This is a genomic window from Streptomyces sp. WAC 01529 (assembly GCF_003945545.1).
GTDB classification, from domain to species: Bacteria; Actinomycetota; Actinomycetes; order Streptomycetales; family Streptomycetaceae; genus Streptomyces; species Streptomyces anatolicus.
On the sequence record NZ_CP029617.1, the window covers coordinates 76,090 to 97,782 of the forward strand.

General features: G+C 69.2%; 23 protein-coding genes. 10 read left to right on the forward strand and 13 right to left on the reverse strand.

The window, feature by feature from the left end; genetic code table 11:
• Nucleotides 1-71: 71 nt before the first annotated feature.
• The 12 genes from DMA15_RS00330 to DMA15_RS00380 form a co-directional block, all read right to left on the reverse strand.
• Nucleotides 72-584 (reverse strand): hypothetical protein, encoded by a 513-nt coding sequence (locus DMA15_RS00330; protein WP_125510653.1) that lies wholly within the window; start codon nt 582-584, stop codon nt 72-74.
• Nucleotides 585-2,263: 1,679 nt separating this feature from the next.
• On the reverse strand, nt 2,264-2,896 hold the full coding sequence (locus DMA15_RS00340) for a response regulator transcription factor (protein ID WP_125517130.1): 633 nt from the start codon (nt 2,894-2,896) through the stop codon (nt 2,264-2,266).
• Between the two features lie 86 nt (nt 2,897-2,982).
• On the reverse strand, nt 2,983-3,534 hold the full coding sequence (locus DMA15_RS37205; RefSeq protein WP_240659626.1) for an ATP-binding protein: 552 nt from the start codon (nt 3,532-3,534) through the stop codon (nt 2,983-2,985).
• Nucleotides 3,525-4,172, reverse strand: a complete 648-nt coding sequence (locus DMA15_RS37210; RefSeq protein ID WP_240659627.1) for a hypothetical protein — start codon at nt 4,170-4,172, stop codon at nt 3,525-3,527. The genes DMA15_RS37205 and DMA15_RS37210 overlap by 10 nt, the downstream gene beginning before the upstream one ends.
• 56 nt (nt 4,173-4,228) lie before the next feature.
• Complete coding sequence (locus tag DMA15_RS36955; protein ID WP_206302597.1) at nt 4,229-4,990, reverse strand: hypothetical protein; 762 nt, start codon at nt 4,988-4,990, stop codon at nt 4,229-4,231.
• Nucleotides 4,991-5,052: 62 nt separating this feature from the next.
• On the reverse strand, nt 5,053-5,289 hold the full coding sequence (locus DMA15_RS00350) for a hypothetical protein (protein ID WP_125510654.1): 237 nt from the start codon (nt 5,287-5,289) through the stop codon (nt 5,053-5,055).
• A gap of 122 nt (nt 5,290-5,411) precedes the next feature.
• The gene (locus DMA15_RS00355; RefSeq protein ID WP_125510655.1) at nt 5,412-5,831 is read right to left on the reverse strand and encodes a lasso peptide biosynthesis B2 protein; all 420 of its coding nucleotides are present in this window, start codon (nt 5,829-5,831) and stop codon (nt 5,412-5,414) included.
• A complete protein-coding gene (locus DMA15_RS00360) occupies nt 5,828-6,085 on the reverse strand; it encodes a lasso peptide biosynthesis PqqD family chaperone (RefSeq protein WP_125510656.1) in 258 nt (85 codons plus the stop codon). The genes DMA15_RS00355 and DMA15_RS00360 overlap by 4 nt, the downstream gene beginning before the upstream one ends.
• Before the next feature lie 58 nt (nt 6,086-6,143).
• Nucleotides 6,144-6,392 carry a hypothetical protein gene (locus DMA15_RS00365; RefSeq protein ID WP_125510657.1) on the reverse strand — a complete coding sequence of 83 codons (249 nt, stop codon included), beginning with the start codon at nt 6,390-6,392 and terminating at the stop codon, nt 6,144-6,146.
• 56 nt (nt 6,393-6,448) lie between these two features.
• A complete protein-coding gene (locus DMA15_RS00370) occupies nt 6,449-7,471 on the reverse strand; it encodes an asparagine synthase-related protein (protein WP_125510658.1) in 1,023 nt (340 codons plus the stop codon).
• A gap of 201 nt (nt 7,472-7,672) precedes the next feature.
• Complete coding sequence (locus tag DMA15_RS00375) at nt 7,673-7,795, reverse strand: lasso RiPP family leader peptide-containing protein (protein WP_125510659.1); 123 nt, start codon at nt 7,793-7,795, stop codon at nt 7,673-7,675.
• A 276-nt stretch (nt 7,796-8,071) separates the two neighbouring features.
• Complete coding sequence (locus DMA15_RS00380) at nt 8,072-8,644, reverse strand: MarR family transcriptional regulator (protein WP_240659628.1); 573 nt, start codon at nt 8,642-8,644, stop codon at nt 8,072-8,074.
• 154 nt (nt 8,645-8,798) lie between these two features.
• Here DMA15_RS00380 and gap point away from each other — a divergent pair, with 154 nt between their 5' ends.
• Complete coding sequence (gene gap / locus DMA15_RS00385; protein ID WP_125510661.1) at nt 8,799-9,803, forward strand: type I glyceraldehyde-3-phosphate dehydrogenase; 1,005 nt, start codon at nt 8,799-8,801, stop codon at nt 9,801-9,803.
• Between the two features lie 98 nt (nt 9,804-9,901).
• Here the strand turns inward: gap and DMA15_RS00390 are convergent, their stop codons facing one another.
• Nucleotides 9,902-10,363: a MarR family transcriptional regulator gene (locus tag DMA15_RS00390; protein WP_240659629.1), complete on the reverse strand. Its 462-nt coding sequence runs from the start codon at nt 10,361-10,363 to the stop codon at nt 9,902-9,904.
• A gap of 234 nt (nt 10,364-10,597) precedes the next feature.
• Here DMA15_RS00390 and penM point away from each other — a divergent pair, with 234 nt between their 5' ends.
• From penM to ptlI, 9 genes are all read left to right on the forward strand, one after another.
• Nucleotides 10,598-11,794 (forward strand): pentalenolactone synthase, encoded by a 1,197-nt coding sequence (gene penM, locus DMA15_RS00395; RefSeq protein WP_125510662.1) that lies wholly within the window; start codon nt 10,598-10,600, stop codon nt 11,792-11,794.
• Nucleotides 11,795-12,014: 220 nt separating this feature from the next.
• Nucleotides 12,015-12,866, forward strand: coding sequence for a 1-deoxypentalenic acid 11-beta-hydroxylase (ptlH, locus tag DMA15_RS00400; protein ID WP_125510663.1), 852 nt, complete (start codon nt 12,015-12,017; stop codon nt 12,864-12,866).
• Nucleotides 12,867-12,924: 58 nt separating this feature from the next.
• Nucleotides 12,925-14,379 carry an MFS transporter gene (locus DMA15_RS00405; protein WP_125510664.1) on the forward strand — a complete coding sequence of 485 codons (1,455 nt, stop codon included), beginning with the start codon at nt 12,925-12,927 and terminating at the stop codon, nt 14,377-14,379.
• 99 nt (nt 14,380-14,478) lie between these two features.
• Entirely contained in the window at nt 14,479-15,306 is an 828-nt protein-coding gene (gene ptlF / locus DMA15_RS00410) for a 1-deoxy-11-beta-hydroxypentalenate dehydrogenase (RefSeq protein WP_125510665.1), read from the forward strand.
• Nucleotides 15,307-15,323: 17 nt separating this feature from the next.
• Entirely contained in the window at nt 15,324-17,078 is a 1,755-nt protein-coding gene (ptlE, locus tag DMA15_RS00415; RefSeq protein WP_125517133.1) for a neopentalenolactone/pentalenolactone D synthase, read from the forward strand.
• 34 nt (nt 17,079-17,112) lie between these two features.
• Entirely contained in the window at nt 17,113-18,012 is a 900-nt protein-coding gene (ptlD, locus tag DMA15_RS00420) for a neopentalenolactone/pentalenolactone F synthase (protein ID WP_125510666.1), read from the forward strand.
• A complete protein-coding gene (locus DMA15_RS00425) occupies nt 18,009-19,022 on the forward strand; it encodes a polyprenyl synthetase family protein (RefSeq protein ID WP_125510667.1) in 1,014 nt (337 codons plus the stop codon). The genes ptlD and DMA15_RS00425 overlap by 4 nt, the downstream gene beginning before the upstream one ends.
• A gap of 157 nt (nt 19,023-19,179) precedes the next feature.
• The gene (gene ptlA / locus DMA15_RS00430; RefSeq protein ID WP_125510668.1) at nt 19,180-20,190 is read left to right on the forward strand and encodes a pentalenene synthase; all 1,011 of its coding nucleotides are present in this window, start codon (nt 19,180-19,182) and stop codon (nt 20,188-20,190) included.
• A 54-nt stretch (nt 20,191-20,244) separates the two neighbouring features.
• Nucleotides 20,245-21,630, forward strand: a complete 1,386-nt coding sequence (gene ptlI / locus DMA15_RS00435; RefSeq protein ID WP_125510669.1) for a pentalenene oxygenase — start codon at nt 20,245-20,247, stop codon at nt 21,628-21,630.
• Nucleotides 21,631-21,693: the final 63 nt, after the last annotated feature.

The following is a 21,693-nucleotide window of genomic DNA, read 5'->3' on the forward strand; positions in this document are numbered from 1 at the left end:
CCTTTACTGAGGGCGAGCCCCTGCTCGACCGGACGACGGGTAAACAGGGGCTTCCTTCTCTGGTGCTGGGATCAGCAGTGTGCGGACGGTGTCTGGAAGATTCCCTGGCCACTGACCGACATGATGCCGACCGTCGAGGAGCAGATATCGTCGTAGCCGGTCTTCCAGGTCTTGCTCTTGGTGGTGCCCGACTTCTGCTTCACCGCAGCGCCATAGTGAGTGGTGCTGCCCTTGGTGTAACCCAGCTTGACGGTGACCGTGCTGCCGCTGGTCTTCTTGTACCAGGTCTTGATGGCACCGTTGTTGCGGTCCGGGTGGTACTTGGAGTGGTACAGGGCTCCACCGCTGAGTGAAGTGCAGCGGGAGTTCGGGCCGCCGCCGTATCCGTCGTGGGGGCAGCCTGCTGCGAGAGGCATTACGACACCCTCAGATTCGTCCGACGTTATGGAGTCGTCCTCGATGTTCGCCACCACGGTCGTTTCATCGGCCGTCGGCTCAGTGTTGGCCTGGGCAGCTCCTGCAGTGCCCCAGAGCGTCAGACATGCCGCAGGGACAGCCATGACCTTGATCAAGGTGGAACGCATTTATTAATCCTCAACTGGCAAGGAGGGGAAAGTTCTTCACCGTCTACGTATTGCGGCGCAGACGGTGAACAAAACAGCCCCCTGTTGTTCAATGTTCACGGACCTTTCGCGGTCCGACCTCATGATCATTACAGACTTCACCCACTCCCTACAAATTCACTTATTAGGACCAGAGCGTCAGAAAGCGGGGGACAAATAGATCTAAGAGGAATTAATGAGCGTTTCGGTTCCGCACATAAAGCCATAGAGACCAGATCGTGACCGACGATTACTCCCTGTTCGTTTGCGTTCAAAGGGTAGGAGTGCGGCCAGCTGCACAACCCCGCTCAAGTTGCCCACCTACTGGGAAACTTGAGCGACTGGAGGCCTACGGGTACCTCGGCACGGCAGAGTGATACTGACCCTGAGCACGCACTCGCTGTGAAGCCTGGGCTCTTTCTGCGCCACGAAGTTGTTGTGCTGCTCACAGCCCCGGGGGACGCAACCGAGGGCGGCTTACGGGGTGGAGGGGCATTGCGGAGCAGCTCTCACAGAGGGCGTGGACCAGACGCCCGCATCCCCCAGGTGTGAGGGTCAACGACGTACAAGCGCTGCTGCCTAGCGCAGTTCATGGTGGGGACCGCGACGTCAGCGCTGTGGACCTGGCGGGCGGGGGCGTTGAGGGCCTCGAGGTCCGGCGTGCCTACTGCCTCGGGCCGTGCACCCTTCCGGGGCGGCCAGCAGCGCACTGGCTCAGACGGACCATCACCGCGCGCTCGGGGACGGGTTTCGGTCCACGGCCGAATCGCGTAGATCAGCAGCCCTGGCAGCATGCCGCTGACGAACACGGTCATCATGCCGCCGGCCGCCCAGATCGGCCGGCACAAAGCGCGGGTCAGGGAGCGTTCCGTGCCGGAGGTGCGGTCATCGGGCGGGGCACGCGCCGCACAGCTGGTCGGCGATGTCGTACACCGTTGGCCCGCAGGGCGCGGGTGTCCTCTATCGGGTTCCGCCACGGCTCGAAGTCGTCGCTGACGGTGGCTTCAGAGGCTCGGAGGTTTGCAGCGACGACGCCGTAGGTGTTACGGGCCGGCAGCGGGCACAGCAGTAGGAGCTGATCCAGTGTGCGGCGGCGCACCAGTAGGCGTCGGGGTTGCCTACGTCGAGTTGTGGGGTGTTGACTCTGTGGCGGGCGATGGAAGCGACCATGACCGAGTAGTCGTATACGCCGAGGTCTTTGGCGAGCAGTTCCTCCTTGCGGTCGAGGAGCCAGCGGATGTTGATGTGGAGTTCCGACGTCAGGCCGTCCGCCCGGCGCCGGTCCGTGGGTACCGTTCCGAATCAAATACCGACCAGGCGGTCTGTCCGCCTTCGATCCCAACAGACCACGCCACTCCCCCAGCAGCTGCGGTCCCGTAGATATGAGGGGGCTGAGGACGACCGCAATCCTCCCCGGGCGGCCCACCGTCCTCGAGCTCACCTGCGCACCCAGATCATTGAGCTCGAGACGGACCCGCCTCCCCGGCTCGCTTCTTTGCGTAGCTCGTAGTGGTGGTGGCCGTCCTGGTCGCTTCGGCCACCACAACGTCACTGATGGCCAACGCGGCAGCTCCTAAAGAGGCTTGCTGTACGAGGCTTATGCATGACTCATGCGTAAGCCGCAGTGGCGTCGGGAGGTGGCGACCGCCGCCACCGGGTGTTCACTGCGGTTGCGGTCCAAGGCCCGCGTTGCGGGCCCTGACGATCGCCGCGGCACGGTCGTGGACCTGAAGCTTGGAGAAGATGGCTCCGACGTGATTGCGCACTGTCTTCTCCACGACGCAGAGCCGCTGCGCGATCTGTCGGTAGGTGAGGCCGACCGCGAGCAGGTCGAGGATCTCGCGTTCTCGGGCCGTGAGCGTCGGGAACGCCTCCTTCGCCGGTGTGCTGCCGAAAGCAGCGAAAAGTGCGCTCAGCCGCTCGGCCATCTGCGGGCTGAAGACCGCGCCGCCCCGCGCGACCGTGTGCAGGGCATGCAGGACGTCCTCACGCAGAGCCCCCTTCAAGAGATAGCCATGAGCACCAGCACGCATCGCCGCCAAGAGGTTGTCGTCGTCCTCGGACATCGTCATCACCATGATGCGAAGGTGCGGGTGGGCGCTGAGCAGTCGGCGTGTGGCCTCGATGCCGGAGAGACCGGGAAGGCCGAGATCCATGACCACCAGGTCGGGATCGGTTCGTGCGGCCTCGGTGAGGGCTTTTTCGCCGCTGGCCGCCTCCGCGACCACGGTGAAGTGGTCGTCCAGGTCGATCGCGGCTGCGAGCCCTTCCCGGAACAGGGGGTGGTCGTCCACGAGCAGTACGCGCCGGGTCTGTGCCGCTGCCGCTGCTGCTGCCGCCGCCGCCGCATGATCCTGCCCGGCTGTTTCGTTCTCGGCGTTCATGACCCTCCTCGTTCCCGGCCCTGCCGGGTGAGGGGCAAGGTGGCGTGCACGGCGGTGCCATGAGGGCCCGTGCGCACGCCGGTTGTCCCGCCGATCTCCTCGGCCCGTTCTGTGCACGAGGCGAGACCCGTGCCCGGCACGCCCCCGCCACCCAGACCGTTGCCGTCGTCACTGACCTTCACGGTCAGCGAGGTGGGTGTGACGGTCAGACCGACTCCGCGGCGGGCACCGGAATGTCGCACGGCGTTGGTCATCGCCTCGGCGGCGATGCGGTAGGCGGCCGTCTCCACCGCGGGGGCCAGAGCGGGCACGGTCGTCACGGAGTCGGCCACAACGACCTGAACCACCTCGGTACTCAAACGGTGCGCCAGAATCCGGATCGCTTCGAGGAGACCACGCTCCACCAGGACGGCCGGTGTCAGGCCGGCGGTGATGCGGCGTACTTCGGTCAGTGCCTCGCTGAGTCCCTCGGCGGCTGCCCGCAGATGCTCCGGCGCCGCCGACTGCGACCCGACGCACGCCTGAGCGGTGCCCAACCTCATTTGCACGGCCGCCAGTTGGGAGCCAAGGCCGTCATGGATCTCGCGGCGCAGCCGACGGCGTTCCTCTTCACTGGCGAGTACGAGGCTTTCCCGGGCGGCCTGCGTTTCCTCGACCAGCCGCAGAGCCGCCAGGGGGGCCCCGCCTGGTCGGCAAGCAGGGACAGCAGGTCGCTGTCCCTCTCCACGGGCGTGCTCGTACCGTCGCGCGCCACTTCCAGGCGGCCCACTACGTGGCCGTGGTGGCGAAGAGGGAAAACCTGTTTGGGGTCGTTGACCGGCACTCCGACCGCGCCGAGCCGACGTACACCTGACCGGGTGTCGACCTCGACCGCTGCCCCGGACAGGCCCAGGTCCTCCACCGCGCTGCGGCAGATCTGCTCCGGTACATCCCAGGGGTCGGGAGCTTCCTGCAGTCGCGTCACCAGTTTCCTCATGGCGTGGTGGGGTCGGGCTCTCGAACCGTAGAAGAAACGCTCGACCCGCAGAGACGAGTGCACCAGCACGGGCCGGGTGACCCAGCCGGCCAGTAGCGCACAGCCCGCGACCGTCAACGACGTGGTACTGCGCACGGCCGGAACAGCCGTCCAGATGACCAAGGCCACGCTCGCCGCGGCGGTGCCGAAGAGGGTGAGGACGAACGCCACGGACAACCGGTGGACGGTCGCACGTTCCAGCCGCCAGACATTGCTTCTGGCGACGGTCAGGCATGACGGCGACCCAGACCGTGCCTCCTGCGGCACGGGCGGCCATGGTCCAGCGTTCCCCCCACCAGTCGCCGAGCAGCAAGGACGCACAGACGGCGTAGGAGACGGCGAGCAGCAGCCAGCGACGGCGCTCCGCCGCGTCGTTGCCGGACAGTGCGCAGTGGGCCACGGTGGCCGTCACGGCGAGCGCGACCGCGCCGCTCACCCCAGTCCACCAGACGGCTGGCCGGGCCGAGGCGCTGGAGGGCCCACTGCGCCGTCGCGGTCCCCGACCACGGACTGAAGAAGGGCGGCGCTCCCGGCACCGCCAGGAACCAGAGAGCCCCATGGCCGGCGTGGACAGCGGTGGTCGGCGCGATCAGGTACCACCGGCACCGTCGCACGGCGGGTTCGCGCAGGAAACACACGGGAAAGACGAGGACGCTCAGGGGGTGGTCGGCGAGTGCGACGGCCGCCAGCGCCAGCACCGTCGCATCCACCGGCGCCGACCAGTCGCCGATGAAGGCGAGCAGGTCGGACACCGTGCGCGGCACGACCAGCACGGCCCCCGCGGCCAGCAGCAGCGCCCCCATCCGCTGACCGGAACGATCGGCGAGGAGCAGCACCCCGATCACCCACTCCGGGAGTCCGACTGCCAACCGTATGGCCACAGCGAGGGTCTGCGGCTGGGAGTAGTGGACAGCGCGCCATTGCTCTCCGGACACGGACAGCACCGTCAGTTTCAACACCAGTACTGCCACCAGCAGCCCCAGCGCCATTCCGGCCACCCGTGCCACTGGCCTGGTGCGCGGGTGACCGGAGACTGCGACAGGTCGCGGCTTCAAGATACCCACAGGCCCCACGGCTCTGGGCCGTCCCAGGAGGGCAGGCACCTGTAGGCGGCCCACTTGCCCTTGCGCTTGCCCTGCGCTCCCGCGTCGAGGCACCCCGACTCGGAGTGGTAGTGACCGACCAGCCCCTCCTCGGCCGCGGCCTGGGCCGGGGTTGCCGAGAGGGCTGTCGTGGCGATGATGACGCCCAGCGCAGCAGCGATCGGCCTCATGGAATTCCCCGTCATCACGTTCGTTCCTCCTCCTTCACCGGCGGTACGCGTGCGCGTTCCGCATGAGGATGAACGACTGGTCGGCCGTTGTGTTGCACGTGTCGGCCCGCACGGGCGGCGCGTGTGGCGGACCCCGTTCAGCGGCCGGCCTTCACGACGATGACGGAACGGAAGGGGACGAGAGAGGCCTTGTTCTCTCCGACCGGTTCGCCGTCCGCGACCACCCAGGCGTGTGCGCGGAAGGGCTCCGCGCACACCCCTGCGTGCCAGTCCGGCCACGTCCCGCCGACACGGCACAGAAGGGCTGTGGCGATGGACCGGGGCAAGCACCACGGGCCGGCGCAGCGCACGCTGGCGGCAACCACCGCTTTGCGGGCCCGCAGCGCTTGCTCATGCCCTGCGGGACGGGCCCGGGCGCTGAGGAAGCGCAAGACCCTCCGTACGCCGCCGGGTGAGAGACGGGCGAGACCGAACGCCACGACGACCGCGCACCGTGCGGTGATCCGGAGACCGAGGGGTGGGCGCTCGGACACTTCGGTGGTGACCAGGCCGCTCATGAGTTCACCAGGCCTGCTTCGCGCAGGCCGTCGATCATGCCCTGTACGTCGCGCAGTGCCCGCTCGTACGCCTGGGGGTCGCCGGGGCACAGGGCAGCCGCGGCGGTTTCGGCCGTCCCGCCGTCGAGCAGGCACCGCAGCACCCGCGCACCGGCGTCGTTGGCCTGCCAGTACCGGCCGGTCTTCTCGTTCAGGAGCACCGCGCCGTGCTCGGTCTCCGTGTTGGTGACATGGGGGTGAAGGGAGAAGCGCATCAGATTTCCTCGCGGTGCGGTGGGAGGGAGGCAGTTGTGCCGCTGCGGTTGTTTCGGTTCAGGGATCGGAGCCAGAGCTCGCAGGCCAGTGTCGAATCGAAGGCCATGAAAGGGCGGTGTCAGGGTGCAGGCCGAGCAGCAGCCCCCTCAGTGCCACGCGGTCGACCAGACCCATCTCTACGAGCACGGACTCCTCGCACAGTTCGAGCAGCTCGGCCCGGTGCCGACGCAGGCCTCCGTACAGCTCACGGCTGTAGTCGCCCTTGGTCGCGCGGCCTTGCGCGTACGCCGGAAGAACGTCGCGCATGGCGGTCGCGAGCACCGGTTGTAGCGTCCGGCCGCGATCCGGTCCTCCAGCCGGACCTACATCGCGGTCTCGACGACGCGGTCGTCGAGGTAAGGGGCTTCGTAGGAGAGACCGTGACGTGCGGTGAAGCGGGAGGCCCGACGTGTCATCTCACCGCAGAGCTGGGCGACGCTCAGCATGTCGTGCTGCACCGGCAGCGGGGCGAGTGGGTCCGGCTCCCCGTCCGCCGCCGCGTGGATGAGGCTGCGTACGGCGCTGACCGCTCGGGGCGTTGCCCACAGGGGCATGGCGGGCGGACTTTCCCATGCTGGCCCGGTCCCCCGCTTCCCCGGCTCCGGACCGAGGAGGGCGGCAGACGACCGGAGCCAGCGGGCATTCGAAGGGCCCAAGGGCACATGGTGGTAGGTCACCAGCCGGGCGGCTCGTGGTGCGGCGAGAAAGCACAGGCTGGTGGAGTCCATGCCGCCGGAGAGATCGGTGCTCACCGTGGCGGAGTGAGCGGTCCGCGTCTCGACTGCCGCCTCCAGCGCTCGGCGCAGTGTGTCGGCGCCTTGGGCCAACGGCACGCTCGGCTCGGGTGGTGTCCACCAACGAACAGGGCGCGCACCGCTGTTGGCGGGCATCAGCAGGTAGTGGCCCAGCGGCAAGGAGGTGACGCCGCGCCACAGGCAGGCCTGGGACAAAGGGTGCGGTGCGGTGGGAAAGAGGAGGCGAAGCGCCACAAGTTCCTCATCGATGCCGGCTTCGGTCAGCGCGGCCACGCTCTGCGGCCGGTCGGCGGCCACCGCCACCCCGGCCACGGATCCGTAGAAGACCTGGCGCACCGTGGTCAGGCTGCCCTGAGCCCTGACCTGGCCACCGATGGAGGCGAGCAGGTGGAAGCAGCCGTGCGACGAGCGGCTCAACGAGTCGACGTCGCTCACTGAGCGCATCGCCGCGAGCTTGCGGGCGAGTTCGCTCTCGCTGATGCGGGCCCGGCCGAGCAGGACCACCGCGTTGGAGCCGGCGGACGCGGAGGTGAGTTCCTCGTCGTGCCACCTTCCGATGACCCAGGGCCGGCCCGAGGGGTGCCTGACCATCTTGTCCCCGGCCCTGTGCGGCGCCAGAGCGAACACGGCGCGGCAGCGGGGTGATCCGGGAGAACGATGAATTCCATGGGGTTCCTTGCCCCTGAGGGAGGCGATCGACGTCCCAGAGGGGGGGCGATCGACGCGAAGCCTCGCGCCGATCGCCCGGTGTTCTGCTACGTGCCGGACCGTCGCATCAGAGCGCGGTCTCGATCACAGCCACCAACCACCGAAGAAGTCGATCCAGTGGCCACGGCGAACGGAACGGGTCAGCTCACGGAAACCGCCGACCTCCACGATCAGCGGAACGTCGTACACGAGCTTCTCGGACTGCATGGGAGTACCTCTTTCTTCTTGTGGTGCACGGTGGACGAGGTGTGCCGTCCATCCGCCGCCCGTCTGATCCGGACAAGAAGAGCTTCGGCTTCCCGCTGACCCAGGCGCATGAGCCATACGCCATGACCGTCCCGGAACGCACCGGGCGGCAGCTCTGCCTGGGCTGGGCCCATACGGCGAGCGGTGCGGCAGCCAGCTAGGGCAGGGGCGCGGTCCGGGCACTGGCTGGGGAACGGTCCGGGCACCCGGCCGGAGTTCCCCGCCTTTCCTGCCGGCCTACTGGGTAGGCGTCGGTGCGCCCTCCGGGGCACGCGCCGGATGACGCCCGTGGGCCCCGCACACCCTTCCTCTCGGGGCCTGTTCCCCCGTGCGCTCCACGTAACCTGACGGGCCGCCGGCGGCCCCGGCGCCGTCCCGCCCGAGGCGCGTCAGGCGCCGTAGCGCGGGCAGTGCCCCGGCGATCGCGCGACGCTCCTCCGGGGTGAGGAGTGCGATCAGTGGTGTCAGCTGCTCGGCCCGTTCCCCGCGGCACGACTCGCCGATGTTCCGCCCCTTCTGGGTGATGTGCACCAGAACGGCGCGGCCGTCGCGCGGGTCACGTGCGCGTTCCACGAGGCCGTCGCGTTCCAGGCGCTTGACCAGCTGGGTGAGCCCCGGCTGGCTGAGCTGTTCGCCCGCGATCAGCTCGGTCAGCCGTTTCGGGCGGTCGGCACAGGCCAGGGTGTCCAGCACCGACAGCGTGCTGAACGCGTGGTTTCGCCTGCGCGGCAGGCGGATGTAGAAACGGTTGAACTCCTCGACGACGTCGATGAACTGAGTCACATTCAGGTCGCACGGAGAGGCAGGCACGCGGGGGAGCCTATAGCTTGCGGAGCGGCGATGTATTGATAACTTACAGAAGTTGCTTATGGTGTTCTGGGTGGCCGCCGTTGCGGCGCGCCGCGACACGCTCGGCTGCCCTCTCTTCACCACCGAGCCCCAAAAACCGTCGTGAGAGGAACGCATGACTGTTCGTGTAGGTATCAACGGCTTCGGCCGCATCGGGAGGAACGTCTTCCGGGCGGTCGCCGCCAGGAACGCGGACCTGGAGATCGTCGCGGTCAACGACCTGGGCGACGTGCCGACCATGGCCCACCTGCTGGCCTACGACTCGGTCCTCGGCCGCTTCCCGGAGGAGATCACCGCGGAGCCCGGCGCGATCCGGGTCGGCAACAAGACGGTCAAGGTCCTCGCCGAGCGCGACCCGGCCCAACTGCCCTGGGGCGACCTGGGTGTGGACGTCGTCATCGAGTCCACGGGCATCTTCACCAAGGCCGAGAAGGCCCGCGCACACATCGACGGCGGCGCCAAGAAGGTGATCATCGCCGCCCCCGCGAGCGACGAGGACGTCACGATCGTCCTGGGTGTCAACGACGACACCTACGACCCCGCCAACCACAACATCATCTCCAACGCCTCGTGCACCACCAACTGCCTCGGCGTCCTCGCCAAGGTGCTGCACGACAGCGTCGGCATCGAGTACGGAATGATGACCACGGTCCACGCCTACACCCAGGACCAGAACCTCCAGGACGCCCCGCACAAGGACCTGCGCCGCGCCCGCTCGGCCGCCGTCAACGTGGTGCCGACGTCCAGCGGTGCCGCCAAGGCCATCGGCCTGGTCCTGCCCGAACTCCAGGGCCGCCTCGACGCGTTCGCACTGCGGGTCCCCGTGCCCACCGGCTCGGTGACCGACCTGACGGTCACCACGAGCCGCCGTACCACCGTCGAGGAGATCAACGAGGCGTACGCGAAGGCCGCCGCCGGCGCGTACAAGGGGCTGCTCACCTACACCGAGGCGCCGATCGTCAGCTCCGACATCGTGACCGACCCGGCCTCCTGCGTCTTCGACGCCGGTCTCACCCGCGTGAACGGGCCGCAGGTCAAGGTCGTCGGCTGGTACGACAACGAGTGGGGCTACTCGAACCGCCTCATCGACCTGGCACTCAAGGTCGGCACCTCGCTCTAGGGACCGCCGACAGCCCGAGGGTTTACCGGCCGACAGCAGGGTTTACCGGCGGGGGCTCGGCTTGAGCCGTCGTCGCGGCGGGGCATCGGGCCGGGCCGTCACGACCGGGTCCGGTGGCCGAGTTCGGCGAGGCGGGAGAGCGCGGGGAGCGCCTCCGTGATCGCCCGCTGGTCCTCGGGCGCCAGTTGGGCGACGAGCGGGATCAGGCGGCGGATCCGGTCCTCCAGGCGGGACGCGCCGACCTGCCGCCCGGCGTCGGTGATGTGGACAAGGACGGCGCGCCCGTCCGTCGGGTCGGCGCGGCGTTCCACGAGGCCGTCCTGCTCCAGGCGCGTGACGAGCTGGGTGAGTCCTGGCTGGCTGATCTGCTCGGTCTTGGCGAGCTTCGTGAGCCGGGTGGGCCCCCGCGAGTTCAGGGTGTCCAGCACGGACAGAGTGGTGAACGACAGTGTCTGGAGAGCGGGCAGGCGAATGTAGAAGCGGTTGAAGTTCTCGATCGCCGAGATCAGGGCGCTCACGTCCAGGTGGTCCTGGGGGCTGTTGGTCTGCGAAGTGGTCACCCTAGAAAAATAGCGCACACTTATATAGTCTCGTTGATGCATTGACGGTCTGCGCCCTGCGGGGGCATGCGGTCCGCACCGGCTTTCCATGACGCAATGGCGCGTCTCGCTCTGACATTTCCGCGACCTCGGCGCCACCGGCGCCGTCGGCCCGTCCAGGAAATCGCCTTCGCTGTCGATCCGGGGTACTTCCAGAAGAATGCCGGAAATCCTCGGGGAAATGAGCATGCCCGCATGAAGGAACTTCCGACGTTACCGTTCGACAATCCGTCCGTCATGGGCATCGCACCCCAAATGCGGGCACTGCAGCAGGAGGGGCCGATCACCAAGGTGCGGGCCGCCGGTGAGGACGCCTGGCTGGTCACCCGCTACGACGAGGTGCGCACCCTGCTCGCCGACCGCAGGCTCCGCCTCAGCAACCCCGACCGCGAGCAGTCGGCCAAGAGCGCGGCCAGAGGCTTCATGGTCGCGCTGATGGCGGGGGACGACTGCGACACCGAACTCGCCAGGCACGCGCAGATGCGCGAGCTGCTCGTCCCCCTCTTCACCACACAGCGGATGCGCCGCATGCAGACCCGGATCGAGCACCATGTGGACAGGCTGCTCGACGAGTTGGCCGTCGGCACACCGCCGGTCGATCTGCACCGCGCGCTGTCGTTCCCGCTGCCGACCATGGTGGTCTGCGATCTGCTCGGTGTGCCGCTGGCCGACCGGGAGCGGTTCGGCCAGTGGGCGAGAGGCACCTTCGACCACAGCGACGATCAGCACTCGGCGAACACCTTCAAGAAGGTCGTCGACTACATGATGGACCTGGTGGCACGTAAGCGGGCCGAACCGGGCGACGACATCCTCTCCGAGCTGATCACGGCCAAGGGCGGCACGCTGTCCGACACGGAGATCGTCGACTTGGGCAGCGCCGTGCTGCTGTTCGGTTACGAGACCACCATCGTCCGCATCGACCTGGGCACCCTGCTGTTGCTGCGCAACCCGGTCCAGCGCGCGCAGCTCGTCGAGGACCCCGGCCTCGCGCCGGCCGCGGTCGAGGAGATCCTGCGCCTGAGCGTCGGCGGCAAGGGATCCAACGCGCTGATACCCCGCTACGCGCACAGCGACATCACCGTCGGCGAGACGGTGATCCGGGCCGGGGACGCGGTGAAGCTCGCCATCGGCGCGGCCAACATCGACGAGCGGGCCTACCCCGCGGGCGACGTGCTGGATCTGCACCGGGACAGGCCCAAGTCACACCTGGCGTTCGGGCACGGCGCCCGCCACTGCATAGGCCGCACGCTGGCCAGGATCGAGCTGACCGCCGTCTTCGAGAGGCTGTTCCGTCGTCTGCCGGACCTGCGGCTAGCGGTTCCGGAGGATTCGCTGCGGTGGCAGGAGCATCGGATCACCGGCGGGTTCGACGAAATCCCGGTGACGTTCTGAGCGGTATCGGCAGAACCGTCGCACCGCCGTCAGCAGAAACTTTCGCAGGAAACGAACAAGCCATCCGGCAATGCGAGTTGACGACCCCTCAGGCATTTTAAGGGCTGGAAATGCATCGCTGGGCTATATAGGCTCCTGGTCGATCGAATCAAGCTGTCGGTCTGCCCGGAGGTGTGACGCTCCTTTCCCCACGCGCCAGATTTCACGAGGACAAGGAACCATGACGGAGACTTTCAGCGAGTACGTCGACTGCGCCCCTCTTCTCGACAACCGTGAGGCCCTTGACCGGTTCTACGAAGAGCACGGATATCTTTATCTGCGGGGCGCCCTGGACCGCGAACTGGTGCGGACCGCCGCCGAGCAGATGCTCCAGGGCCTGATCGCACTCGGCCACGCGGCCCCCGGCACCACCCTTGACACCCTCACCATCGACTCCTTCGAGGCGGTCGACGAGGTCGCGATGCACGAGTACGTCAAATACGACGAGCTGTGGAACCACCCCACGACCGTCAAGGTCTGGGAGAAGGTCTTCGGCGAGCCCGTCTTCGTCTTCAAGTCGACGACGATCCGCTACTACCCCACCGCCGCGGGCTCCGCGGAGCCGAGCTTCCTGACGCCCCTGCACCAGGACGGCTTCTACATAGGCCCGAACAAGGACTTCCGCACCGCCTGGATACCGCTGCTGCCGACGAGTCCCGCCATAGGGGGCGTCGCCATCGCCGACGGCAGCCACAAGCGGGGCCCTCGCGAGCACGTCATCACCGAGAACTTCCGCCGCTTCGGCCACCCCGTGCGCGGCATCCCCGCCGAGGAGTTCGGCGCGGACGAACAACTGCTGTTCTCGCCCATGGAGCCGGGCGACGTCATCCTCTTCCACGCCTTCACGTGCCACAAGTCCCTCCCGAACGTCTCGGTGGACCCGGCCGGCATGCGGATGTCGATGGACACCCGCATCCAACCCGCCTCCTCGCACCGCGGCTTCAACTCCCTGACCCCCTGGCCCGAGTCCGCGAAGGACGCCTCCAAGGGCATCCTGTCGAAGATCACCGGCACCCCCACCACCGCCGAATGACCGAGTCATCCCCGCACCCGCCTCAACCGTTCCCCGAGAAAGCCCGGGTAGGCAACGCATGACGAAACGCGAGGGCCTGCCCTCCGCCAAGGGCCCCGGCGTGGCGCCGGAGCCCGCCCCCCGTACGGAGCCGGTCGCCACGGGGCTCAGCGGCATCGCCCTCGTGGTGGTGCTCACCGGATACGCCCTGTCCATCGTCGACGCCTCCATCGTCAACGTGGCGCTGAACTCGATCAGCGACGACCTCCACGGCGGCCCCGCCGCCCTGGAACTGGTGGTGTCCGGCTACGGCCTCACCTACGCGCTCGGCCTCGTGCTCGGCGGCCGGCTCGGCGACGCCTTCGGCAGGCGCCGCCTGTACGCCTACGGACTCGCCGCGTTCACCCTCACCTCGGCGCTCTGCGGACTCGCCCCGACCATCGAGTTCCTCGTCGCGGCCCGGCTGCTCCAGGGCGCCGCCGCCGCCATGCTCGTACCGCAGGTGCTCGCGACGATCCAGGCGGCCACCGAGGGCCAGGCACGCGCCCGTGCCATCGGCATGTACGGCGCGACCGCCGCCCTCGGCATGGTCGTCGGACAGATCCTGGGCGGCCTCCTCGTCTCGCTGGACATCGCGGGGATCGGCTGGCGGGCGGTCTTCGCGATCAACGTACCGATCGGTGTGGCCGCGCTGCTGGCCGTCCGGCGCGTCCCCGCGACCAGGGCGGGTGCCAAGCCCGGATTCGACCCCAAGGGCACCGCCCTGTTCGGCGTCACCATGGTCTGCGTCCTCGCCCTGGTGGTGGCGGGCCCCGACCTGGGCTGGCCGCTGTGGCTGTGGTCTCTGCTGCTGGTCGCCGCGGCGGGCGCCCTGGCGCTGACACGGGTCGAACGCGGACTGGAGGCGCGGGGCGGTTCGCCGCTGCTGTCCCCGACCGTGCTGTCCCACCCGGGCATGCGCAGGGGCCTTGCGGCCATGGTCCCGTTCTCGGCCGGCTTCGGTGCCTTCCTTTTCGTCTACGCACTGGTCGCGCAGGGCCACTTCGGCCTCGACGGCCTCGAATCCGGCGGCGGCCTCGCGCCGTTCGCCGTGGCATTCTTCGCGGTGACCCTGTTCACCCCGAGGATCGCGGCGGCCCTTGGCGCCCGCATCGTCACCCTGGGCGCCTGCGTCCAGGGTGCGGGCCTGCTGCTCCTCGCGCTGGTCATCCGGTTCGGCTGGCCGCACCCCTCCCTGACGCTCGTACTCGCCGGGATCGGCCTCTACGGCGTGGGCGCCGCGCTGACAGGGCCGACGCTGTTCCGGATGATCCTCGCCGATGTGCCCCCGGCCCAGGCCGGGATGGGCAGCGGTGTGCTGGTGACCAGCCAGCAGATGGCGACCGCGCTGGGCGCGACCGTGGGCGGCACCCTCTACCTCTCCATGACCGACTGGCAGTCGACGATGCCGGCGGCCGTGGCCGTCCTCGCCCTCCTGGCGTGCTGTTCGGTGATCGTCCTCGTGATCAGCCTGAAGCTCCCTGACCCCCGGTGACGCCGCGTCCCCCGCACGACGCGTACTGACCCAGACCTTCTCGCGGACAACGGCACGCCGTCCTTCGGCGTACCCGCGTACAGAAGCGGAGGCAGCCAAGTGCAGTTACGGACAGACACGGCCGTGGTGACCGGCGCCGCCAGCGGCATCGGACTCGCCCTCAGCGCCCGCTTCGCACAGGCCGGCGTCGCCGTGGTCATGGCGGACGTCGCGGGCGACGCGCTGCGTGCGCGGGCCGCCGAACTCACGGCGCGCGGCGCCAAGGTCACCGCCGTGAGAGCCGACCTGACCGACCCGGACGACGTCGCACACCTCGCGGACACCGCGTTCGACGTGCTCGGCGAAATCGATGTGGTGTGCAACAACGCCGGGGTCATCGGTCCCGTGGGACAGCCCCTGTGGGAGGTGCCGCTGGACCGGATGCGGCAGGTCTTCGAGGCGAACCACTGGGCGCACGTCCTGGTGTCCCGCGCTTTCATCCCCCCGCTCCTCGAGCGCGGCAGACCCGCCCACCTGATCCACACCGCCTCGATGTCCGCCTTCGCCGTCGGCGCGGGCAGCGCCGCCTACGCCGCCTCCAAGCACGCCGACCTCGCGGTCGCCCGCAGCCTGCGTGCCGATCTGCGGGACACCGCGATCCGGGTGTCGGTGCTGTGCCCGGGTCGGGTCGACACACCCATGGTCCAGGGCCTGACCGCCCCGCGCGGCGCGGGCGGCGACACCTCCGTGAGCGCCGAGGACGTCGCCTCACTCGTGTGGGAGGCCCTCGGCTCCGACCGCTTCTACCTCTTCAGCAACTCCGACGCCCCACTGCGGCTGCGCGATCAGTTCGACGACGTATGGCGTCATGTCTCCCTTCCGCCCCCTTCCCCCGAGGAGGAGCTGTGGCACACGCCGAGAGCGACGACCGAAGCGATGAAGCATTGACCATCGATCTGGAGGCGGTGCGGGAGAAGTACCGGCAGGAACGCGACAAGCGCGGCGCCGGGCGCACCTACCAGTTCGCGCGCGGCGACTTCAGCGGCTACGCGCGTGACCCCTACACCGAGCGGCGGGAGCGCGAACCCCTCACCGACGAGGTGGACGTCGCCGTCGTCGGCGCCGGTATCGGCGGCCTGCTGACCGGTGCCCACCTGCGCCGGGAGACGGGCCTCGACCGCATCCGGCTGATCGACGAGGCGGGCGACGTCGGCGGCACCTGGTACTGGAACCGCTTCCCCGGCGTCCGCTGCGACGTCGAGAGCTACATCTACATGCCGCTGCTCGAAGAGACCGGCACGATACCCACGGAGAAGTACTCCACCGGACCCGAGATCTTCGCCCATCTCCAGCGGGTCGCCCACCAGTACGACCTCTACCGCGACGCCCTCTTCCAGACCGCCGTCACCGAACTGTGCTGGGACGAGGCCGCCGAGAGATGGCTGGTGAGCACCGACCGCGGGGATCTGTTCCGGGCCCGGTACGTGGCCATGTCGATCGGCCTGATGCACCGCCCCAAACTCCCCGCCGTGCCGGGCCTGGAGGCGTTCGCCGGGCACTCCTTCCACACCAGCCGCTGGGACTTCGACTACACCGGTGGTGACAGCACCGGCGGCCTGACCGGGCTGAAGGGCAAGACGGTCGGCGTCATCGGCACCGGCTCGACGACCATCCAGCTCGCCCCGCACCTCGCCGAGTGGGCCGAGCGGCTCTTCCTCTTCCAGCGCACCCCCGCCACGGTCGACGTCCGCGGCAACCGGCCCACCCCGCCCGACTGGGCGGACAGCCTCGAACCGGGCTGGCAGCAGCGCCGGATGGAGAACTTCCACGCCCTGACCTCGGGCATCCCGCAGGACGAGGACCTGGTCCAGGACCGCTGGACCCAGACCACGGCCAAACTGGCCGCCGCGATCCTGCCGACCGGCGACACCGGGGGCGACCCCAAGGAGCGGGCGCTCGCGGCCGAGCGGGCGGACTTCCTCAAGATGGAGGAGTTGCGCGCCCGCATCGACCACGTCGTCACCGACCCCGCGACCGCCGCCGCCCTCAAGCCGTACTACCGCGTGTACTGCAAGCGGCCCTGCTTCCACGACGGCTATCTCCACACCTTCAACCGGCCCAACGTCACCCTCGTAGACACCCAGGGGCAGGGCGTGGAACGGCTCACCGAGGCCGGGGTGGTCGCGAACGGCCGGGAGTACCCGGTCGACTGCCTGATCTTCGCCACCGGCTACGAGCACGAGTTCGCCGTTCCCTACACCGAGCGCGCCGGATACGACATCGTCGGCCGCGACGGCGTGAAGCTGTCGCAGAAGTGGGCGGACGGGGCGCGCACCCTGCACGGACTACAGGTGAACGGCTTCCCGAACTGCTTCATCCTCTCCAAGATCCAGGCGGGCCGGCACGTCAACATCGCCTACATGCTGGGCGAGCAGACCCGGCACCTCGCGTACATCGTCAAGAGCGTCGAGGAACGCGGACACCGGGTCGTGGAGGCGTCAGAGGCCGCCGAGAAGGAGTGGGTCGAGGAGATCCTCCGGCTCGCCAGCAACGATCTCGACTTCCTGGAGAACTGCACACCCGGCCTCTACAACAACGAGGGCGACCCGAGCGCGATGCCCCGGCTCAACTCCAGCTACGGCGGCGGCTCGGTGGAGTTCGTGAGCATCCTCAGGCGCTGGCGGGCGGCGGGCGACCTCGCCGGCCTCGAACTGCGCTGACCACTTGACCCTTCTGCGAAAGGCGGCAACGCCCATGGACGTCACGCCGATACCCGGCGCAGCTCTCGGCGCCGTCGTGGACGGCGCCCGTGTCACCGGCGGCATGGACACGGCCCGGGCCGAGGAGATCTGGGCGGCTCTCGACGCACACCTCGTCCTCGTCTTCCGCGGCCACGAGACGCCCTCCGACGAGGAGTTCCTGGCTTTCGGCCGCCACTTCGGGCACATCCCGAAGACCGGCCTGACCAGCGGCGCCCACCCCGACCACAACGAAATCCTGATCGTCTCCAACCTGGTGGAGGACGGCCGCAAGACCGGCGTCGGCGACGCCGAGTGGATGGACTGGCACACCGACTACTCCTTCCGTCCCCGCGTCTCCCAGGTCGGCTTCCTCGAAGCCCTGGAGGTGCCGGCCTCCGGTGGCGGACGGACCCTCTTCACCGACATGTACGCCCTGTACGAGTCGCTGTCGCTCGAAGAACGCAGGCGCCTGCACTCCTACCGAGTACGCCACGCCCTGCGCACCGGGTACGAGGAGACCATCGAGGAGAGGCTCCAGGGCGAGGTGTCCCTCGGCGAGAGGGCCGAGCAGATCCAGCCCGAGGACGGCACCTCCACCATCCACCCGCTGATCGCCCGCAATCCTCGCACCGGCCGCCAGTCGGTCTACGTCAGCTCCCTGAACACCAAGCGGATCGTGGATCTTGCCCCCGACGACAGCCGCGAACTGCTCGACGAACTCCTCTCGCACGCGGGCAGGCCCGAGTTCACCTACGCCCACACGTGGCAGCCGGGGGACATCGTCATGTGGGACCAACTCGGCACCATCCACGCCAAGGAGGCGTTCGACCCGTCCGAACGGCGCGACATGCGCCAGGTCGTCAGCATCTTCGACGACCCGAGGGCCCCCTGGCACGCGCGGGTCGCCGCATGAGCACCGCTCCCGCTTCCCTCAGCCACAGCCGGGTGACCATCGCCCCGGCACTGCGGGCCGCCGTCGAGCGGCTCGACCACCGCTCACGCCACCAGGCCGCCTACCACTTCGGCTGGATCACCGCCGGTGGTGCGCCCACCAGCGCCGACGCGGGCAAGGCCGTACGGCCGGCGCTCGCGCTCCTGTCGGCCGAGGCGGTCGGCGCACCGCCGGAGGTCGCCCTGCCCGGTGCCGTCGCCGTGGAGCTGGTGCACAACTTCTCCCTCGTGCACGACGACCTGATGGACGGCGACGAGGAGCGCCGCCACCGGCGCACGGTGTGGAAGCTGTGGGGTCCCTCCAGCGCCATCCTGACCGGTGACGCCCTGCTCGCGCTCGCCCAGGAGGTGCTCCTCGACACGGGATCGCCCACAGCGGCACCCGCCGCCCGGCTCCTCGCGCGCACCACCCGGCATCTGATCCGCGGTCAGGTCCAGGACCTCACCTTCGAGCAGCGCCGACGCGTCACGGTCGAGGAATGCCTCGACATGGCGGCCGGGAAGACCGGCGCGCTGCTGTCGGCGAGCGCCGCGATCGGCGCCGTGCTCGCCGGGGCACCGGAGACGACGGTGGAGGCCCTCGCGCTCTACGGCGACCATCTCGGCATCGCCTTCCAGCTCGTCGACGACGTGCTCGGCATCTGGGGCGACCCCGCTGTCACCGGCAAGTCGGTCCACTCCGATCTGCGTTCCCGCAAGAAGTCCCTGCCGGTGAGCCACGCCCTGAACCAGGCTGGGCCGCTCAGCGACGAGCTGGCCGACTGGCTCGCCACTTCCGGCGAACCCGACGAGGAGGAGCTGCGGCGGGTGGCCGGCCTCATCGAGGGCGCGGGCGGCCGGGACTGGGCGCTGGCCGAGGCCGCCCGGCGCTTGACGCTGGCCGAGGACGCGCTGAGCGGCGTCGGCCTCGACGCCGGAGCACGGGGCGAACTCCTCGCGCTCGGCCGGTTCGTCGTCGACCGGAAGGCCTGAACCCAGGCCACCCCCCTTTTTTTCCCACATCCCCCGCCCCGTCCCCGCCACCGCTCCACTCCGACGCATCCCCGACACCGAGGGCAGCGCCGCCCCGATGCCCCCACACCCCACGGGCACCCTCGCGTGCCCTGTTCCACAGCTCAAGGAGTCCCCCATGCCCCAGGACGTCGACTTCTCCATACCGCTGCCCGGCCGCCGCAGCCCCGACCACGCCCGCGCCGAGGCCGAGCACATCGACTGGCCCCGCTCCTTCGGCCTGATCAACAGCGAGGCCGCCGCAGAGCGCCACCGCAAGGGCGGCTACGCCGACCTCGCCTCCCGCTTCTACCCCTCGACCAGCGGCGCCGACCTCGACCTCGGTGTCGACCTGATGTCCTGGTTCTTCCTCTTCGACGACCTCTTCGACGGCCCGCGTGGCGAGGACCCGGTGCAGGCCAAGCAGCTCACCGACGCCGTCGCCGCCGCACTGGAGGGGCCGCTGCCCGCCTCCGCACCCCTGATCGCGCACGGCTTCGCCGACGTCTGGCGGCGCACCTGCCAGGGAATGTCGAAGGAGTGGTGTGCCCGCAGCGCCCAGCACTGGCGCGATTACCTCCAGGGTTACGTCGACGAGGCGCACGGCCGCCGCGACGAGACGCCCTGCGGTTCGGCCCGGGAGTACCTCGCCATGCGCCGCCACACGATAGGCGTGCAGCCCACCATCGACCTGGCCGAGGCCACCGGGCACTTCGAGGTGCCGCACCGGGTCTTCGACGGCGCCGTCATGTCGGCGATGCTGCGGATCGCCGTAGACGTCAACCTGATGCTCAACGACATCGCCTCCCTGGAGAAGGAGGAGGCACGCGGCGAGCAGAACAACATGGTCCTCATCCTGATGCGCGAGCACGGCTGGCCCAAGAGCCGCAGCATCGGCCACATGCAGGACGAGGTGCGCGTACGCCTGGAGGAGTTCCTGCTCCTGGAGAGCATTCTGCCCAAGGTCTGCGACGCCTTCTCCCTCACCGCGGACGAGCGCGAGGCCGTCGAACGCTACCGCCTGGATGCGGTGCGCCCCGTCATCCGCGGCTCCTACGACTGGCACCGCTCATCGGGACGCTACGACGCCGAGTTCGCGCTGGCCGCCGGCCGTCAGGGGTTCCTCGAAGAACTCGGCAGCGCCCGCTGACAGGCCCCCTCCCCCAGCCCGTCCATCTATCTCGAGCCAGACCGAGGAGAACCCATGGCCCAGCAGACCAACCAGACCGAGCAGCAGCAGACCTTCGTCGCGGGCACCGCGCCCGGAGCCGTGCCACTGGTCGGACACGCCTGGCAGATGATGCGCCGTCCGCTGCAGTTCATGTCCTCGCTGGCCAGGCACGGCGACCTGGTGAAGATACGCCTGGGCCCCACCGAGGCCTACGTACCGACCCATCCCACCCTCCTGCGTCACGTCCTGACCAGCGACAACGAGTACGACAAGGGCGGCATCTTCTACGACCGCGCCCGCGACATCGCCGGCAACGGCCTGGTGACCTGCCCCTACGCCGACCACCGGCGGCAGAGAAGGCTCATGCAGTCGGCGTTCACCCGGCCCCAGCTCAAGCGGTACGCGTCGGCCATGCACGCCGAGATCGAATCGAGCACGGAACGCTGGAGCGAGGGCCTGGTCGTCGACGCCTTCCTCGAGATGTACGGCATGGCGCTGCGCACCGTGGGCCGCACGCTGTACTCGACGCCGGTCAGCAAGGAACTCGCCGACAGCGTGGAGCGCGCCTTCGACGCCGTACTCAAGGGGCTTTTTCGGCAGATGTTCCTGCCCGCGGCCGTACGCAAGATGCCCGGCCCGGGCAACCGGCGCTACCGCGCCAACCTGGACTACCTGCACCGCACCACCCAGACGCTCATCGACGACTACCGCCGCGACGGCGCCGACCACGACGACCTGCTCTCCGCCCTCCTCGACTCCCGCGACGAGGACGGCGGCAGGCTCGGCGACCGGGAGATCCACGACCAGGTCATCACCGTGATGGCGGCCGGTACCGAGACGGTGGCGGCCACCCTCACCTGGATCTTCTACCTGCTCTCCAAGTACCCCCGGATCGAGCGGGAGCTGTACGCGGAGATCGACGAGGTCCTCGCGGGCCGGGCACCGGAGTTCGACGACGTCGCCCGGCTCCAGCTCACCGACCGCATCATCACCGAGACCCTGCGGCTCTACCCGCCCGCGTGGCTCTTCACCCGGCTGACCTCCACCGAACTGGACGTCGCGGGGGTGCGGCTGCCCGCGCAGAGCACGGTGGTCTTCAGCCCGGCCGCGGTTGCGCTCGACGCGCCCTCCTTCCCCAAGGAGCGCCAGTTCGACCCCGACCGCTGGCTGCCCGAGCGGGTGACGCCGCAGGCCCGCCAGTCGTTCATGGCGTTCGGCACGGGCGCCCGCAAGTGCATCGGCGACCTCTACGCCCGCACCGAGGCGACCCTCGCGCTCGCCACCATCCTCAGCAAGTGGCGGGTCACCTGCGAACCGGGTGTCGACGTGCGCCCCGTCCCGCTCGCCACTGTGTACCAGCCGCGCCGCCTGCGCCTGCGGCTGACCGCCCGTACGCCGGGGGGCGGTGACGGGCGCTGATGGCCGGAGCGCCGGCCCGGTGAAGCCGGGTCAGGTGCGGCCGTTGAGCTCGTGCTGCGGGGC

Excerpts from the sequence above, each read along its gene's own strand:
- DMA15_RS00330 (WP_125510653.1), bottom strand. The coding sequence starts at position 584 with ATGCGTTCCACCTTGATCAAGGTCATGGCTGTCCCTGCGGCATGTCTG.
- DMA15_RS36955 (WP_206302597.1), bottom strand. The coding sequence starts at position 4,990 with ATGGCGCTGGGGCTGCTGGTGGCAGTACTGGTGTTGAAACTGACGGTG.
- DMA15_RS00350 (WP_125510654.1), bottom strand. The coding sequence starts at position 5,289 with ATGACGGGGAATTCCATGAGGCCGATCGCTGCTGCGCTGGGCGTCATC.
- DMA15_RS00355 (WP_125510655.1), bottom strand. The coding sequence starts at position 5,831 with ATGAGCGGCCTGGTCACCACCGAAGTGTCCGAGCGCCCACCCCTCGGT.
- DMA15_RS00360 (WP_125510656.1), bottom strand. The coding sequence starts at position 6,085 with ATGCGCTTCTCCCTTCACCCCCATGTCACCAACACGGAGACCGAGCAC.
- DMA15_RS00365 (WP_125510657.1), bottom strand. The coding sequence starts at position 6,392 with ATGCGCGACGTTCTTCCGGCGTACGCGCAAGGCCGCGCGACCAAGGGC.
- DMA15_RS00370 (WP_125510658.1), bottom strand. The coding sequence starts at position 7,471 with ATGGTCAGGCACCCCTCGGGCCGGCCCTGGGTCATCGGAAGGTGGCAC.
- DMA15_RS00375 (WP_125510659.1), bottom strand. The coding sequence starts at position 7,795 with ATGCAGTCCGAGAAGCTCGTGTACGACGTTCCGCTGATCGTGGAGGTC.
- gap (WP_125510661.1), top strand. The coding sequence starts at position 8,799 with ATGACTGTTCGTGTAGGTATCAACGGCTTCGGCCGCATCGGGAGGAAC.
- penM (WP_125510662.1), top strand. The coding sequence starts at position 10,598 with ATGAAGGAACTTCCGACGTTACCGTTCGACAATCCGTCCGTCATGGGC.
- ptlH (WP_125510663.1), top strand. The coding sequence starts at position 12,015 with ATGACGGAGACTTTCAGCGAGTACGTCGACTGCGCCCCTCTTCTCGAC.
- DMA15_RS00405 (WP_125510664.1), top strand. The coding sequence starts at position 12,925 with ATGACGAAACGCGAGGGCCTGCCCTCCGCCAAGGGCCCCGGCGTGGCG.
- ptlD (WP_125510666.1), top strand. The coding sequence starts at position 17,113 with ATGGACGTCACGCCGATACCCGGCGCAGCTCTCGGCGCCGTCGTGGAC.
- DMA15_RS00425 (WP_125510667.1), top strand. The coding sequence starts at position 18,009 with ATGAGCACCGCTCCCGCTTCCCTCAGCCACAGCCGGGTGACCATCGCC.
- ptlA (WP_125510668.1), top strand. The coding sequence starts at position 19,180 with ATGCCCCAGGACGTCGACTTCTCCATACCGCTGCCCGGCCGCCGCAGC.
- ptlI (WP_125510669.1), top strand. The coding sequence starts at position 20,245 with ATGGCCCAGCAGACCAACCAGACCGAGCAGCAGCAGACCTTCGTCGCG.